This is a genomic window from Ochrobactrum sp. MYb379 (assembly GCF_037479515.1).
In the GTDB taxonomy this organism is placed as follows: Bacteria; Pseudomonadota; Alphaproteobacteria; order Rhizobiales; family Rhizobiaceae; genus Brucella.
The window spans coordinates 1-17,403 of sequence record NZ_JBBGYW010000025.1 but is presented as its reverse complement, the minus strand read 5'-3'; the positions used below and the strand labels follow the sequence as shown (position 1 = coordinate 17,403).

Here is a 17,403-nt window from a genome sequence, read left to right as displayed (position 1 = left end):
GTGATGATCTCTTCTGCCTTGTGTCTTTTCACTGCCATTTCAATGTCCTTCTGAGGCTCATAAGCCATACTTCATGAAGGATCACTTTTCAGGGGGCAAACCATCGACCCTGCATGCACTAACAGTAAACACGGATCATCCGATGGGGCAGACCAGTCACTAACTGTGATACAAAGATACCAATTTGAACGATTAATTATATGAAAAAGATTACACGTTATTAGGTGCGTTTGGACGCGGACAGCCTAATTCGTTTTCTTATATTTCAGACCGCTAATTGTGTATCATTACCAGATTACGACTTAATCCTCTACTTCCTTAAAATTTTTTCGGACCTAAATTAAGTATGAGGTCCTGCAGTTCCTTAGCGCGATTGGTCCATGACATTTCATTGGCCCATTCCTTCCGGCACATCGCGTCATTTCTGGCTAATGCGTATTGTATCGCGGTTATGAAGTCATCCGGAGTTGTATAATAATCGATTCGGTTGCCTGCCTTTATCGTTTCTTCCGAAATATAGCTCACGACCGGTAAGCCAGATGCGCAATACTCATACAATTTCAAGGGATTAATAGCCATTACGAGATCCGGTTGATTAATTATATCGAACGGGATGATTCCAACTTGGGAATGCTGTAAAAATTCAGGCACTCGAAAATAGGGGACAGTCCCAACAAAATGAATATTTGAAATACCTGCAATGGAAGGAAGATTTATATTAGACTTCCCCAGTAGAACAAACTGCATATCCGGAAGTGCGAGGGCTGCTGCACGAATGGCAGATACATCCAGCCACGGCCCAATTGTTCCACTATAGATTATTCGTGGTTTAGGTATACCTTTTAGTTCGGGCGGTTCGTCACTTAATTTTCCATAGAGCGAGGTGTCTACGCCGTTGGGGAGATAACGAGTAGTTTTTTCTCTGTTTCGCAGATCTACCTGCAATGCTTTGGACGTGTAGACCACGATGTCTGACAACTGCAGTGCCACTTGCTGCTTAACTAACAAAGCTGGCGTCACTTCAGAGAAATATTGAATTCGGTCTGCATAGCGATAGATGACAGGTAATCTCATGTTTTGTGCTAAAGAGTAAAAATAGGGGCTATCAGTTAAAAAGGCCCTTGGATGCATAAGTTCAGAGTGTCTGAACGCTCTTGGAAGACTGGGAATGGTATATTTCCACCAAAAGTTCAGCATATGCTCACCGCGGAGCAATGGCATGTTAATATGCGGCCATGGAACAATCGTTTGAAGCAGCGTCAAACTACCGTCGCCGAACTGATAGCTTTTAGTATTGCCTGTGAAATTACGGAGTGCTCCTACAGTCTTCTGCCGTGCACGTTTGGCAGATTGAGGGTGGAAAAGATGCAACGGACTCGTTGGCTGTTCGATATATAGAACATTCCAGCCTAATTCACACAGAGATTCAGCAAGATAAGAAGTTCCAAATCGCATATCTGCCATAAAGGGATGCGTTGATGCGATAATGATTTGCTTTACTGTCATGGAACTCCAGACTCTTCCTTGAAGGCCGACTCGAATATGAAATGAATTTCGAATATCTTAGCCTGCCTCTCTTTAGATTATGTCAATCGTTTAGTGAAGATTTCACGCGCTACCTTTTTTCCCTACAAATCAGGGCTATTAAAGGCGAAATAATCTAGATCTATGATCGCGTTTTTTGAGATCACGATATAAACTATTGTTGAATTAAATTGCCAATAGGGTTGCCCATTGTCTCGATCAATTATCTATCTCATCAGTGAAGATTGGTTTTTTTTATCGCATTTTATCGATAGGGCCAAAGCGGCGAAGCAAGCGGGATTTCAGGTGTATGTCCTCACGCGCGTTGGTATTCATGGTGAAGAAATACGTGCGGCGGGTTTTGATTTAGTTCATCTCGATATGCAACGCGCGAGTCTGCGACCTTTACAACTCTGTAAAGAAATTACAGAGGTCCTAAAAGTTTATCGGCAAATTAAGCCGGACATTGTACACCATATTGCGTTGCGCCCTATTATTGTCGGTTCGTTCGCTGCCTTTCTTTCGAGAATTAAGTGGGTCGTAAATGCCCCGGTCGGAATGGGTTTTGTTTTTTCATCTGATGCAATAAAGGCACGTTTGCTTAGACCATTAGTCATCAAGGCGCTTAAAATTGCCATGTACGGAATGAATAAAGTTGCCATTGTCGAAAATGACGATGACCGCAATGAGCTTGTGCTTCGTAAAATTGTCCAGGCAGATAAACTGGTAGTGATAGAAGGGGCGGGAGTGGATTTAAATGCTTTTCCATATGTAAGAAGGAAGGGTATGGGCAGGATTGCTGTTATGCTAGCATCGCGTTTGTTAAAAGAAAAAGGCGTTAGGGAGTTTGTCGATGCAGCGCGGTTTTTGCAGAAGGAACGGCTCGATTATCGTTTCATTCTTGTAGGCGAACCGGACTCTAATAATCTAGGCAGGATCAGCCGTGATGAACTAGACCAATGGCGACGCCAGGGCATTGTCGAATGGGCGGGGCATTCAAACAACATGGCGGAGACAATATTGCAAGCCGACATCTTCTGTTTGCCGTCTTATAGGGAGGGGCTGCCAAAGGCTCTCCTTGAGGCAGGTGCGTCAGGGTGCGCAATCATAACCACGGATGTGCCGGGTTGCCGTCAAGTTGTCTCGCACATGAAAACTGGACTTCTCGTGCCAGCGAAAGATGCCTCCAGCCTTGCTGATGCAATACGAACGCTTGCGTACGACGAAAGCCTACGACTACGCTTAGCGGAATCTGCTCGACGGAAGGTTGAGGATTACTTCTCAAATAAAGCGGTCAATTCGCGTACGCTTGCAGTTTACCAGGATATGATCTCGAATGACATTTCGTAGCCTATTACGCCCACGGAGGTTTCTACGCAGAGTCAAACTTCCTACTTCTTCTCTGAAAGTTTCGGAGAAGCTGTGATGAATGTAAAACGGCCTGCCGTAAGCGTTATTATACCACACTACAACCAGAATGAGTGTCTTCAAAGTTGCATTGCATCTATTGCCAGCCAATTGGATGAAAATGACGAAATCATTATTGTTGACGATAGCAGTAGGCATGTGCCGGTCATTGAAACCGGTGATTGGATTCCGGCCGTCCGCTTAGTCGACCTTTCTGAGAACTGCGGTCCGGGAGCAGTGCGCAATATCGGCGTTGAGCAAGCTAAGCACGACTACGTAGCTTTTCTTGATGCCGATGATATTGCGTTAACTGGTCGGGTTTTGGCACAACTGTATGCCCTAAACAGCAATCCTGATTGGGTAGGGTGCGTAGGCGATTATATATATCAGCGCGATGAAATGAATAATCCGCCTTCTGTGCGTGGACAAAACGAATATTTCAATGTTCGGCAAAGTCTTATTTCTGGTCGGATTTTTGCCGCAGGCAGCACTCTTATGGTGAAGCGGCAATGGTTTCTGGAAGTTGGTGGCTACAACCCTGCTCTCAGGGTCTATGAGGACTGGGATTTGCTCCTACGTATGATTTTGCGGTCCACAGTCGGACATTGCGGTATGCCGCTCGCGATTATTTCTCCTTCGACGCGCAGAGCGAGCAGGGATGATCGATTTCGGGCTTTGATGCAGCTTAGTTGCACACACGCTAGGCATATGGAGTGGAGGGAATATCGCAGTTTCATGCAGGCTTTAGCCTATGAACGAGCCAGCGCATATTTTAGGTCTAGATGGATTTTGAGTGGGCTATGTGCACTTCTGACTGGTTTTATATATGCCCCAATTACGCTTCTACGCAGGCTCACGGCCAGATTAGTCAGTGGATTGCCATAGGTTCAGCGATTGTGCGCATGACTCGTATCTTGTTGCAGTCACATTGAAAACGTTCGAACCTTTACGATTGGTTTCGTTTGAAAGGTTGGAAAGTCAACGTGACAAATTGGCTGTTGTGCTGTTTCGACCAAATGGATAGTAACCGGTTTCCGAGTCTATTATGAGAATGGTCCGATGAAATCTATCAAAACACTCTGTGTGATGGGAACGCGCCCTGAGGCCATCAAAATGGCACCGTTGTCGTTGGCTCTTCGTGGAGACAATCGTTTTGATGTACATATATGCGTGACGGGGCAGCATCGTGAGATGCTGGATCAGGTTCTCCAGATTTTCAAGCTCACGCCCGACAGCGATCTAGCAATTATGCGTCCTAATCAGGACCTAACAGATGTTACAACGTCTATCCTGCTCGGAATGCGCAAAGTATTGAAAGAAGTCCGGCCAGAAATTGTGCTGGTTCATGGCGATACTTCGACAACATTCGCAGTCTCTCTTGCCGCGTATTATGAACGAATTAAAGTCGGGCATGTAGAAGCGGGACTTCGAACGGGTGATCTTTATTCACCGTGGCCTGAAGAAGCTAATCGCAAATTGACTGGAGCGCTGGCAAATTTGCATTTTGCGCCAACTGACCGTGCGAGTGCTAATCTTTTGGCCGAGGGTGTGCATCCTGACAAGATTCTAGTGACGGGAAATACCGTCATTGACGCTCTACTGGCGACTAAACTGCGCATTGAGACAGAGGCGAATCTCGCCGCCGCTTTGCGGAAGCAGTATGATTATTTGCGCCCTGATCGAAGATTGATTCTTGTGACGGGCCATCGTCGGGAAAATTTTGGCGATGGTTTCGAGCGCATATGCCAAGCGCTCCATACAATTGCAGACACTAATCCCGATGTGGACATTCTATATCCTGTTCACTTCAATCCGGCAGTACGTGATCCGGTGAAGCGCATTTTGGGTGGTATTAACAATGTAAAGTTGATTGAGCCGGTCGGATATGTCGATTTCATCTATTTAATGATGCAATCATATATGATCATCACAGACTCCGGAGGAGTGCAGGAAGAAGCACCTTCTCTGGGTAAGCCCGTGCTTGTTATGCGCGATACAACGGAGCGACCCGAAGCGGTGAACGCAAAGACCGTACGTCTTGTCGGAACCGACATTGAACAAATCACGACGTGGGCGCAGCGATTGCTTGTTGATCAAAATGCATACCGTGAGATGAGCCTCGCGCACAATCCTTACGGGGACGGACAGGCCGCCGCCCGTATCTGCGAGCGCGTAGCAGCTGAGTTTTCCAAAAGGACCGTTTAAGAACATGACATTCAAGAGTATTGCTGTCGTTGGATTAGGATATATTGGCCTGCCGACCGCTGCCGTTATGGCCAGCAGGGGGCAGACTGTCATTGGTATTGATGTCGCTTCCCATGTCATCGAAACGATCAATGAGGGTAAAGTGCACATCGTGGAACCCGATCTTGAACGTGTCGTTCAAGACGTTGTAAAGGTCGGCCGTCTGCGTGCCACGGTTACGCCAGAGCCTTCTGACGCGTTTGTCGTGGCGGTTCCCACACCGTTCCGGACGATGGAAAATGGTGCCACACCGGAACCGAATTTGAGTTATATCAAATCGGCAGCCCAAACGATTGCTCCAGTATTAAAAGTTGGTGACCTCGTCATTCTGGAATCCACGGTACCGGTCGGAGCTACCGAGCAGCTGGCCGTCTGGCTGGCTGAAGCCCGTCCAGACCTTACTTTCCCTCAGAGCGACGGTGAAAACTCGGACATTCGTATCGCTCATTGTCCCGAACGCGTACTCCCGGGTCACGTCCTGAAGGAACTAGTGTCCAATGACCGTGTGATAGGAGGCATGACTCCGCGCTGCGCTGAGCGCGCGGTGGAACTCTACCAGCTTTTTGTCGAGGGGGAGTGCATCGTCACTGATTGTCGTACCGCGGAGCTGGCGAAACTGACGGAAAACAGCTTTCGCGATGTGAATATTGCGTTTGCTAACGAGTTGTCGTTCATTTGCGATAAGATGGGCATCAATGTCTGGGAGCTCATTCGACTTGCAAATCGTCATCCACGCGTTAACATCCTGCAGCCGGGTCCCGGTGTGGGTGGACATTGCATTGCTGTCGATCCCTGGTTTATTGTGGCATCAGCTCCAGAACAGGCGAAACTTGTACGGCGGGCACGTGAAGTTAACGATTCTAAGCCAATATGGGTACTCGATAAAGTTGATGCTGCTATTACCGATTGGTTTAAAGACAATCCGACAGGAGTACCGATCGTCGCGTGCTTTGGATTGGCTTTCAAGCCGAACATTGATGATCTGCGTGAAAGTCCCGCACTGGATATCGCGCGGCAACTCTCGGGTCGGAATGATATCCGGTTGTTGGTAGTGGAGCCCCACATTGAAACCATACCGGCCCTGCTTGGCGATACCCAACTGATGGACGTTGGAGAAGCCCTGGCAACGGCCGATATTTGCGTGTTGCTTGTCGATCATGCGGTATTCAAGAGCGATAAACGGCCGGACGCCGCCCGCCAACGGGTTATCGATACACGTGGCTTGTGGGTGTAAAGATCATTAATGCCCGAGAGCAAATCGCTCCGGGATGGATCATCATAGTGCATTACGAGAATGATCAGGAGCGTACGCAGATTTCGATTTTTGTTAGATTTGGATTAAGGCTTCAGCATGAGCAATGTGTTGCGAAAAGGTATAGATGATTTTCTGGTTGGTTGGAGCAATCGGCGTCTGTGGTTGGCATTTGCAAAAGAAGATATTAGCGACAATCATAAAAATACTATGCTAGGCCCGTTATGGCTTCTTATTAACTATCTGACTTTCATTGCTACTTTTGGCTTTGTTATGCAGACAGGATCCGGAAACCAAAACTACCTAGCGTACATCTCGGTAGGGCTACTGATATGGTTCTTTATTCTAGAAATCATTACGCAAGGCGTGACGCTATTCTCTCGTGAGGAGAGTTTCATCAAGGGTACACCCTTACCGCTTTCTACGTATATTTTTCGCTTAACGATGCAATCCGTTATTCGCAACAGCTATGCTTTACTCGGTTGCTTCGGGGTACTGCTACTAGTGGGGGTTTATCCATCCGCCTCTTGGTTGTGGAGCGGTCTTGGTATTATCGTGATCATTATCGCTGCGCCCGCTGTAGTAACTGTTTTTGCCTTTCTGGGGGCTTATTTCCCTGATAGTCATTATCTAGTGTCGAATGCGATGCGCGTGGGTATGTTTCTGACACCGGTGTTTTGGACCTATAATGGTAGTCACGGGGTTCGGCACGTGTTTTACCAGTATAATCCCTTCACATATTTCTTGGAAATGGTGAGGTTGCCGGTCATTGACGGCTTTATGCCAATCAAGGCGTTCTGTCTGTGTATATTTATCTGCGCTCTGGCTTGGATATTGGCACTGTTTCTAATGGGTCGTTATCGAAAAAAGGTTGTGTTTGTCTTATAATGGTATCAATTCACGCGGATAATCTTAGACTGATATACAAGCTGGTTCAACCGGTTTTGCTTTCCCGAGGCCAGTTTTTGTCGGCGGCATCAAGGCCGGGAGGTACCATTATTCGCTCTGGCCGTCACAGCGAGGTAAAGGCGTTGGACGATGTGAGCTTTGATCTGAAGGCCGGCGACCGTTTGGGTTTGATCGGCTCGAATGGAGCAGGGAAGACAACGCTGCTAAAGGTCTTGTATGGTATCTATGAGCCTTCCGGGGGAGATCTAGAGGTTAATGGCAAGATCGATGCACTTTTCAATATCAATCTCGGTTTTCGAAGTGGTGCGACAGGGCGTCGTAATATTGAGCTTCGGGGCTTGATCAATGGCTGGTCACCGAATCAAATTGCGGAACGCATGGAACCTATCATTGAGTTTAGCGAACTGGGCGATTTCATCGACATGCCGTTGAAGTCTTACAGCCAAGGCATGGCAGCACGTCTGGCCTTTGCTATAGCGACGAGCTTCGAACCGGAAATTCTTCTCATGGATGAATGGATCGGAGCTGGTGACCCAAGTTTTCAGGAAAAGGCTAAACTGCGCATGAATAGTATGGCCGAGAAGGCCGGAATAATCGTTCTTGCCAGCCATAATCATTCACTAATTAAACGCACGTGCACCAAGGTACTGGAGTTGCACGCCGGGCATGTTAAAATGTTTTGCGATATAGACGAATGGTCGTCTGGGGAATGATAAAGAGGTTAACGAACCTGATGGTAAAGCTTGTTAAGCTATGACCTTTGGGGAATCTTTATATGCAATACATTTTATTTTTAGATCAAATATAGTTATAGTTTTAATTCAAGCCGGTCGGACTAACATTAAAGATCGTAAAGGCGCATAAGTATGGACTCGAAAAAAAACATAGAATCTGAGGGTATTGTTCGTATTTCTGATGGCGGCCTAGAATATTCAATTTATCTGCCCGATAGGGGTGGGGATTATATCCAGTCTTATATTTTTAATCAGAAGATTCCATACGAGCGGGATATGCTCATTAATATGTGTTCTCATTTACAGAAAGACGACATCGTCCTCGATATAGGCGCGAATGTCGGCAACCATACTCTTTATCTTGCTGGCGTTGGACGAGCTCGGGTGTTGGCCTTCGAACCGAACCGGCACTTAGCTGACGCAATACGTCGAAGTGTTCAATTAAACTCATTGGAAGATGCTGTTACTGTTCACAATATAGGTTTGGGTAAAATATCGGGACAGGCACATTTTGAAAAAGATATACCAGAAAATCTTGGTGCGCAAAAATTACAGGTTGGCGATGGCGATATAGAAATCGCAAGTCTAGATGATCAGCGGATTCCTTCACCCGTAAAAATTATCAAGATTGATGTCGAGGGTATGGAGTTGGACGTTTTGGAAGGTGGCCGGGAATTAATTCTGCGTGACCGTCCATTTCTTTACATAGAAAGTGCCACCGAAGCGAGCTACCGGCAGATATCGACCTATTTGGCTGAGTTAGGATATGGATATTGGGAGGGCTTTAATGCGACTCCAACTCATTGCTTCCGTCCTTTGGCAAGTATTTCGATAAATGAGCAGGTCGAAAGGCTCATACAACGTGAGGTATTTCAGGAATATAGGCTGCGCGAGCAATTGCGCTTGGCTTATCGTGCGCAAAATGATGCTCTTTCCAAAAGTAAGACACTTGAACAGAGAGTTGATATACTTTCAAATGATTTGACTAGTAAAAACGATCAGCTCCAAGAAAAGGAAAGTTATTTTAAGACTAAAGAAATTGAGATAAAGGCTCAGAATGAGATTTTGCAGAGAAATACCGATTCTTTACAGCGTAGATTTGACGATGTTGTCAATAGTACTTCTTACCTTTTATCAATGAAATTTATTGAAGCTGGGACATCTCTATCGGGCTTTTTGCGGCTACCTTTTGCCATAATTGCGTTGACGGTCAGAGGTATATCAAAGAGTATACAAAAAAAAAGCACTAACACACGTCCACTAAGCCGGCGGATTAAAGATTTTGTCATCAGAGAGATTAAGGTTCGTCCGGGTTTAGAGCGCCCCGCACGGAAAGTGGTTCATTGGTGGCGGCTCAAAAGCGGTAATGTTCATCCAGCAGCGGTAGTGCTGCAAAGTCACAATGGTCGGCAAGCGGTAGCAGCAGTTAAGGCGACTAAAAACGAGAAGGTCGCATCATTTGCTTCGCATATCAAGGTTGCAACCATTCTTGACGAATTCTCGTTCGGCAGTTTTGCATGTGAGTTCATAGCAATTCCTGTGAACCCCAACAACTGGAGGGAGCGCTTCGAATCAGAGAGGCCCGATCTATTTTTCTGTGAATCCGCATGGTCGGGACCTGACTCTGTCAGTCGACCATGGAAGGGGCAGGTCTATGCGAGCGTGAATTTTAAAAATGAAAATCGCGGAGCACTTTTAAGTATATTAAAATATTGTAAGGTACATGGCATTCCGACCGTATTTTGGAACAAAGAAGATCCAACTCATTTCGATGATAAAGTGCACGATTTTATCAAGACGGCTCAGCTTTTCGACTACGTTTTTACCTCGTCTGCGGAGTGCGTAGAACGATACAAGCAGGAGTATGGATGCAAGAATGTCTTTGCTTTACCTTTTGCAACGCAACCACGGATTTTCAATCCTATTGAGTACGCTGAAAATAGAACGAGAGATATCGTCTTTGCTGGCAGTTGGTATGCCGTGCATAAGGAGCGCTCGTTATTAATGGAGCGGGTGCTGGATAGGTTTTTGGCGGATGGTTATTCACTTAAAATAATTGATAGATACTTTGGAACCACGGACCAGAATCATATTTTCCCAGAAAGGTTCTGTCCTTATCTTCTGCCTCCTGTTAGCCATAAGCAACTGGATAAAGTTTATAAATCTAGCCTCTTTGGGTTGAATTTTAATACGGTTACGGATTCAACGACGATGTTCGCGCGTCGAGTCTTTGAGTTGATGTCGAGTAATACCCTGGTGCTGTCCAATTACTCTGCTGGTGTCAATGCTATGTTTGGTGAGAATGTGGTCTTTGTCGACCTCGAGCCCTCTCGCTTGAAAGCTTTGTCCGATGAAAATGTGGATGCCATCCGCGAAAGTGCGTTGTGCGACGTTCTAGAAAACCACACTTATGAAAAGCGCTGGGGATTCATCCTGGATTCAATTGGGTTTCCCCATCGGAAGAATGATAAATCAACGACGCTAGTTTCCCGAATAAAAAACCATGATGAAGCTAAAGCGACTATTGATTATTTTTCCGAGCTGGAAGTTCTTTTTCCTGACATAAAATTGTTGCTACTTTTATCTAAAGCAATAAATGATGATGAAGTCGCCATTTATTATCAAGATTATAACCGATATGGCTGTACGGTTATTTCAGAATCATATTTGGAAAAATATCGCGATCCTGTAAGAGACATAATTCAGACTGCGAATATGCTTCATGTGGCTAATTGCATTTTCCCCCCAGTGACTTGGCTAGGTAAGGCGCTGTTGCATTTGCCATACGCTGGTGAACGATACATAGGGTTTGATCCCGATAAGAAAAAGTACAATGTGGCTCAAATCGCAAAAGATAGACCGTTGTTATCATCGTCGTCCGGGTTTTTATCTATGATAAATCAAGGAAATCAGGATTGCTGGAATTCAATGTTCTACGTGTAAGGTAAACAGTGAAAATATCGATTATTATCCCATGTTACAATGCTCGTGGAAAAATAGAAGCGTGCGTTAGTTCATTGCATGCTCTTGACTTCCCGGCAGATGATTTCGAAGTTATTTTTGTCGATGACTGTTCATCCGATGGGACGTATTTGTATCTTCAGGAGGTTTGTGAAGGTGAACCGAGCTGGTCTGTCCATCGTTTAGAGGCAAATAGCGGTTCCCCTTCCAAGCCGAGGAATTTTGGAACTCAGAAGGCATGCGGCCAGTATATTTTCTATCTAGATTGTGATGATACCCTTTTCCCAGATACACTGAGGGCGCATTACGATTATGCTGTAGCAAAGAATGCTTGCATTGTTCGAGGTTATTTGATTGTCGATGACGGCAATGGACGTTCGCGGGCACTGAACAGAATTCCCAACTGGAAAGAAGAGTCCTGCAAATCTGAAAAGATATCAACGATTATCACCTCCCAGAGTACGACGGTTGTTTCCTTAATAAAGAGAAGTATTATTACAGATAGTTCTATAAAATGGCAAGATCATATAAGATTGGGGGAGGATACGTTATTTCTTATTGAGATTTTGGTGAAATCCGATAGTATTCATTATATTGATCATCCGACATTTACGTATAACAAGCGCCTGGCGCGTAAAGCGTCTAGCACGCAGCAATATGGTCGGCGAGAACTCAAAAATCATCTACATGTCTGGACTGAAGCAGAGAGGAAATTAAAAGAGATTGGGGTCAGCTACTATGAAATTCGGCTTCATGTCGGCTTAGTCACGGCCTTAAGAGCTTTGGTTTTTCATGGTACTGGAGATGTTGACGAAGTAACTTTTCGAGAATTTTGCGATTTCTTGGAACCGATATCTGCACACCTGAACAAAAACACTTTCAATCAACATTATTTGGAGATACTGGAATCTATATCGTCACGCGATTATGTGGGCTTTGTTGATGCTTGTAAACCAAGGTTGTTGATTGCTGGCTATGACCTCAAATTCATCCTGCCCAGCATTGAGGCGCTAAAGGATCATTTCAATATTAGGCTCGATGAATGGAAAGGCCATGAAGAGCATGACGAAAAACAAAGCCGGCAGCTTTTGCAATGGGCGGAGTACATCTGGTGCGAATGGCTTCTGGGAAATGCAGTTTGGTATTCCAGAAACAAGCGGTGGGATCAGAAACTGATCATTCGTATGCATAGGATGGAACTGCAAAGAAATTATGGAGAGGCGCTGAATGTTGATGCTGTCAATTCGATAGTGACAGTATCCGTTTTGTTCTTTGAGCGACTTTTACAAAAATTTCCGATTATTCCACGCGATAAGGTGCGGCTGGTTCCTAACTATGCTTCGTGCGGTGCAAAAGATACGCATCCTGTGCCGGAACGGCTGTTTAATTTGGGAGCAATAGGGATTGTACCCAGCCGTAAGGGTTTTATGCGAATGCTTAGGATATTGGCTTCGCTGAGAGAAAAAGATGCGAGATATTCTCTTGATGTATTTGGACACGGACCTGAGAATTTTAGCTGGATTACACGTGATCGCGCAGAGATGCAGTATTATGCAGAGTGTAATGAGTTTATTCGAAAGAATGACTTGTCAGATCACTTGAATATTGTCGGATTTGCAAAAATACCCGAAGCTCTGTCTGAACGTAAGATCGGTTTTGTCCTTTCGACCAGCGTGTCAGGTGAGTTTCCTGAAAGTTTTCATCTAGCTGTTCTGGATGGGTTCTCCGGTGGCGGGAAAAGTCTCGTTCTGCGCTGGGACGGATGCGAGTATATTTACCCACCATCAATGATTTTTGATAAAGAAGAAGAAATCGTTGATTATATATCTAATATAACCATCGAAAAATTCTATGAAGATTCAGAGGCGGGGCGAGATTTGATAGCAACAAGATATAGCCAAGATCACTTTATAAGTTCGGTCGTGTCGATTTTCAAGGAATAGGTCTCAAATTGTGCGTACTGAGGGTAGATCGCCTCTAAGCGATGTTCTAATAGATGAAATGGCGGTTTCCACAGGGATTGCCGTAATAGCAATTCTTGCATGCTGCTGGATTTCGCGTGAATACTAACGTTCATTCAGACCATCAATTCGCCTCAATTTCATTAGCAATTGCCTTTGTAATGCGATAGTCATTCGTTGTGAGGCAGCCATGATAGTCTATTTTAATATCGGTCTGACAGTGTTTGCTCTATTTTTTGCATTGGTGGGGTTTATCAGTATGTATCTCTAACAACTTTTTGAGGCTTTTTTTCTTGCATTTTACTCAAGAACGCTTCACTTAAAATTCGTTGTAATTAATATGTCCCTTTAATTATTTTCAATTTAGCGTATCACATTGTTGTATTAATGCAACTGTGGGAATTCCTTATCGTTTTTGTCATATTTAAGATATTATTGCTGATTTCCACCCAGATGTGAGCCGGAGGGGGGCGGACAAAAACTTGGACTATCATAGAGGTAGTTCATGTCTTCCTACGAAGATCGGATGCGAGCTGTTGCGCTTTATATCAAGCTGGGCAAGCGTGCGAAGGCCACTATTCGCCAGTTGGGCTATCCAAGCAAGAATGCTTTGAAGGGCTGGTACCAGGAATATGAGCACCATCTTGATCTGTGTTTAGGATTTGCGACCCGAACCCCGAAGCTCACACAGGCGCAGAAGGAAGCGGCTGTTGAGTACTACCGCACGCATGGTCGTTAAGTTTCTGCAACGATGCGCGCTTTGGGCTATCCCGGTCGTGCAACGTTGACAGCATGGGCTCGTGAGGCGTTTCCCGAAACGAGTAAAGCTGTCATGGGAAGAACTGGATGTCCACGATACCCTGACGCATTGAAGAAGGCTGGCGTCGTCGGAATTTATAATCGGCAAGAAAGTGCTCAGGCTCTGGCCGAAAAGCTGCGCGTATGCAGACCTGGGCGTCGATCTGCAACTTCTGAGTAATCGGGAGAAAACGCTGTTGGTTGACACCCTAAAAAATCTTTATCAACTCTGCGATCTGCTTGCTCTGTTGGGACTGGCGCGCAGCTCATATTTTTATCATCGAGCCCGCATGAGGATGACCGACAAGTACCTCACTATTCGTCAAAGCATCGCCGAAATCTTCGAAGCGAACCGTCGATGCTATGGCTACCGCAGGCTACAGGCTTCATTGGCCAAACAATCCGTTATAATCTCAGAGAAAGTTGTGCAGCGCTTGATGAAACAGGAGAACCTGATCGTTGCCACGCCAAAGCGGCGGCGATATCGCTCTTATCTCGGAGAAATCAGTCCGGCACCCGAGAACCTTATTAATCGCGACTTCCAGGCCACAACGCCGAATGAGAAATGGCTGACTGATATCACGGAATTCCATATCCCGGCTGGCAAGGTGTATCTCTCACCCATCATCGACTGTTTCGATGGTTTGGTTATCAGCTGGTCACTGGGAACGAGACCAGATGCGGAATTGGTTAATATAACGCTTGATGCCGCCATAGAAACTATCAGAGGTACAGATGAACGACCAATAGTACATTTTGATTGGGGTGCACACTATCGTTGGCCGGTTTGGCTATCGAGGATCAGTGATGCGAAGCTGGTCCGCTCAATGTCACGTAAGGCGTGTTCGCCAGATAACGCAGCATGTGAAGGCCTCTTCGGCAGGCTGAAAACAGAGCTCTTCTACTCCCGTGAATGGAAGACCACCACACTTGAGCAGTTTATCAAGGAAGTCGATGGCTACATTCGGTGGTACAACGAGAAACGGATCAAGATATCGCTTGGCGCACGAAGCCCAATCGAATATCGAAACAGTCTTGGCGTTGTGACGGAAAACCAGTCCAAGTTTTTATCCGCACCCCACTCCGTCAGTTCTCAATGGTAATTACCCGTTATTCCGGCTCGCCTCTAGGTGGAACTCAACAGTTCAATGCTTTACGCGAAAAGCAGGTTTATTTTTAAAAACGTAAAGGGCAAAGATATTCTCATTGCATCGTTTTTCGTTTTGAAATAACTCCGATTATTAATGAGACTACTTATCTGGAGCACTCTATGTGTGGAATTATTGGCATCATCGGCAATGACGAAGTTGCACCGCGTCTGGTTGATGCGCTGAAGCGGCTTGAATATCGCGGCTATGATTCCGCTGGTATTGCTACGCTGCTGGATGGAAAGCTTGATCGCCGTCGCGCGGAAGGCAAGCTGGTCAATCTGGAAAAGCGTCTTGCAGGCGAGCCACTTCCGGGTGTGATTGGCATTGGCCATACGCGTTGGGCCACACATGGCAAGCCTGTTGAGCGCAATGCGCATCCGCATATCACGCCACGTTTGGCTGTGGTTCATAATGGCATTATCGAAAACTTTGCTGAACTGCGCGCTATGCTTTCAGCTGAAGGCTACAAGTTCGAGACAGAGACCGATACCGAAGCAGTTGCGCATCTCGTGACGCGTGAGCTGAATAAGGGCAAATCGCCGGTTGAAGCCGTGCGCGATTGTCTGCCATTGTTGCAGGGTGCTTTTGCCCTCGCTTTCCTGTTTGAGGGCGACGAAGAAACCTTGATCGGTGCGCGTCAGGGACCACCACTGGCCGTTGGCTATGGTGACGGTGAAATGTTCCTCGGCTCTGACGCTATTGCACTATCGCCATTCACCGATACGATTGCTTATCTTGAAGATGGCGACTGGGCTGTGCTGACCCGTAAGGGCGTTACCGTCTATGACGAGAACAATGTAGAGGTTGAGCGCGCGATCCAGAAGTCGCAGACAGCCAACATGCAGGTCTCGAAGGGCAATCATCGCCACTTCATGCAAAAAGAGATGTTCGAGCAGCCAGAAGTGATTTCCCATACGCTCGCGAATTATCTCGACTTCACCACTGGTAAGGTGCGTCCGGAAGCAGTCAGCATAGATTTCAGCAAGATTGATCGGCTGACGCTCTCCGCTTGCGGTACGGCGTTCTACGCTGCTTCGGTTGGTAAATACTGGTTTGAGCAGATCGCACGTCTGCCGGTCGATAGCGATATTGCGTCGGAATTCCGCTATCGCGAAATGCCGCTTTCAAAAGATTCGCTCGCGATGTTTGTTTCTCAGTCTGGTGAAACAGCGGATACACTTGCCTCGCTGCGCTATTGTAAGTCACAGGGTCTGAAGATTGCTTCTGTGGTGAATGTCACCGGTTCGACCATTGCCCGTGAATCGGATGCTGTGTTCCCGACACTCGCCGGTCCTGAAATTGGTGTTGCATCCACAAAGGCTTTTACGTGCCAGCTTTCAACGATGGCATCGCTCGTCATTGCTGCTGCAAAAGCACGCGGCACCATTGATGACAAGCGCGAACAGGAATTGGTGCGCCAGCTTTCCGAAGCACCGCGTTTCATCAATCAGGTTCTCAAGCTTGAAGACCAGATTGCTGCCGTCTGCCATGAGCTCGCGAAGGTCAATCATGTGCTTTATCTCGGGCGCGGAACATCCTTTCCGCTGGCTATGGAAGGCGCGCTGAAGCTCAAGGAAATTTCCTACATCCATGCTGAAGGCTATGGGGCTGGCGAACTCAAGCACGGACCGATTGCGCTGATCGATGAGACGATGCCTATCGTCGTCATTGCGCCTTCTGATCGTCTTTATGAGAAGACTGTTTCCAACATGCAGGAAGTAGCAGCACGCGGTGGTCGTATCATTCTCATCACCGATAAGAAGGGTGCCGAATCTGCTAGCATCGACACGATGGCCACCATTGTTTTGCCGGACGTGCCTGAGTTTATCACACCGCTTGTTTATGCTCTGCCAATCCAGATGTTGGCCTATCACACAGCATTGCTGATGGGGACCGATGTCGATCAGCCACGCAATCTGGCGAAGTCTGTGACAGTTGAATAGCCCGAATTCGATGATCATTTCGCACATAAGGAGACTTACGTGGCGTCGATTTGGATCAGCGTCACGTTTTTTGTTTCGGTAGGATATTATGTCCGTCAGGGCTAGCTCTTGACGCCCTGCGCCTAGTCTAGCACTGAATGTGAATCCTGCTTTGGTTGAACTTATTGAAGAAATCAACTTTGCTGGGTATGCAGGCTTTTAAGAGAAAGCCGGGAGAGGTACTTAATTCTGTGAAAGGAACATTGTTTGTTTCATATTTTATATCGACTTCTCTGAAGTCTATTTACTTTATATACCGCGTATGTTTTTCAAATGAAATGACGGGGAGAGTGGAGGCTCTTAACGAAAGAATTGTTAGCTCACCGTTGGGCGCGTGCCATTTCACGTAAAGCCGTGGCGTTTATTAGGTTGAGTATATTGGTCTGCCCCGATGGGGTGATCCGTTTATAATGTTAGTGCATGCTTGGTCTGCTTGCCACTGTTGGTGTTGACGCTGGCCCATTTTGTGGAGGCCAGACG

10 protein-coding genes and 1 pseudogene are annotated in these 17,403 nt (G+C 46.3%); 10 read left to right on the top strand and 1 reads right to left on the bottom strand.

Annotated elements, in window-relative coordinates; all coding sequences use genetic code 11:
- Positions 1–318 precede the first annotated feature (318 nt).
- On the bottom strand, positions 319–1,506 hold the full coding sequence (locus WH356_RS23435) for a glycosyltransferase (RefSeq protein WP_339515217.1): 1,188 nt from the start codon (positions 1,504–1,506) through the stop codon (positions 319–321).
- A gap of 228 nt (positions 1,507–1,734) precedes the next feature.
- Here WH356_RS23435 and WH356_RS23430 point away from each other — a divergent pair, with 228 nt between their 5' ends.
- From WH356_RS23430 to glmS, 10 genes and pseudogenes are all read left to right on the top strand, one after another.
- Positions 1,735–2,874, top strand: a complete 1,140-nt coding sequence (locus tag WH356_RS23430; protein ID WP_339515215.1) for a glycosyltransferase family 4 protein — start codon at positions 1,735–1,737, stop codon at positions 2,872–2,874.
- Positions 2,875–2,949: 75 nt separating this feature from the next.
- Positions 2,950–3,816, top strand: a complete 867-nt coding sequence (locus WH356_RS23425; RefSeq protein ID WP_339515213.1) for a glycosyltransferase family 2 protein — start codon at positions 2,950–2,952, stop codon at positions 3,814–3,816.
- A 174-nt stretch (positions 3,817–3,990) separates the two neighbouring features.
- Entirely contained in the window at positions 3,991–5,136 is a 1,146-nt protein-coding gene (gene wecB, locus WH356_RS23420) for a non-hydrolyzing UDP-N-acetylglucosamine 2-epimerase (RefSeq protein WP_339515211.1), read from the top strand.
- A 4-nt stretch (positions 5,137–5,140) separates the two neighbouring features.
- Entirely contained in the window at positions 5,141–6,409 is a 1,269-nt protein-coding gene (gene wecC, locus WH356_RS23415; RefSeq protein ID WP_339515209.1) for a UDP-N-acetyl-D-mannosamine dehydrogenase, read from the top strand.
- Positions 6,410–6,526: 117 nt separating this feature from the next.
- Entirely contained in the window at positions 6,527–7,315 is a 789-nt protein-coding gene (locus WH356_RS23410) for an ABC transporter permease (RefSeq protein WP_339515207.1), read from the top strand.
- Positions 7,316–7,467: 152 nt separating this feature from the next.
- Entirely contained in the window at positions 7,468–8,049 is a 582-nt protein-coding gene (locus WH356_RS23405) for an ABC transporter ATP-binding protein (protein WP_339515219.1), read from the top strand.
- A 153-nt stretch (positions 8,050–8,202) separates the two neighbouring features.
- The gene (locus tag WH356_RS23400) at positions 8,203–11,013 is read left to right on the top strand and encodes an FkbM family methyltransferase (RefSeq protein ID WP_339515205.1); all 2,811 of its coding nucleotides are present in this window, start codon (positions 8,203–8,205) and stop codon (positions 11,011–11,013) included.
- Between the two features lie 8 nt (positions 11,014–11,021).
- A complete protein-coding gene (locus WH356_RS23395) occupies positions 11,022–12,974 on the top strand; it encodes a glycosyltransferase (RefSeq protein WP_339515203.1) in 1,953 nt (650 codons plus the stop codon).
- A 523-nt stretch (positions 12,975–13,497) separates the two neighbouring features.
- Positions 13,498–14,893, top strand: a pseudogene (locus WH356_RS23390) (IS3 family transposase).
- Positions 14,894–15,060: 167 nt separating this feature from the next.
- A complete protein-coding gene (glmS, locus tag WH356_RS23385) occupies positions 15,061–16,884 on the top strand; it encodes a glutamine--fructose-6-phosphate transaminase (isomerizing) (protein WP_339515201.1) in 1,824 nt (607 codons plus the stop codon).
- The last annotated feature ends 519 nt before the right edge of the window (positions 16,885–17,403 follow it).

Coding starts and splice junctions, on each gene's coding strand:
- WH356_RS23435 (WP_339515217.1), bottom strand. CDS start 1,506: ATGACAGTAAAGCAAATCATTATCGCATCAACGCATCCCTTTATGGCA.
- WH356_RS23425 (WP_339515213.1), top strand. CDS start 2,950: ATGAATGTAAAACGGCCTGCCGTAAGCGTTATTATACCACACTACAAC.
- wecB (WP_339515211.1), top strand. CDS start 3,991: ATGAAATCTATCAAAACACTCTGTGTGATGGGAACGCGCCCTGAGGCC.
- wecC (WP_339515209.1), top strand. CDS start 5,141: ATGACATTCAAGAGTATTGCTGTCGTTGGATTAGGATATATTGGCCTG.
- WH356_RS23410 (WP_339515207.1), top strand. CDS start 6,527: ATGAGCAATGTGTTGCGAAAAGGTATAGATGATTTTCTGGTTGGTTGG.
- WH356_RS23400 (WP_339515205.1), top strand. CDS start 8,203: ATGGACTCGAAAAAAAACATAGAATCTGAGGGTATTGTTCGTATTTCT.
- glmS (WP_339515201.1), top strand. CDS start 15,061: ATGTGTGGAATTATTGGCATCATCGGCAATGACGAAGTTGCACCGCGT.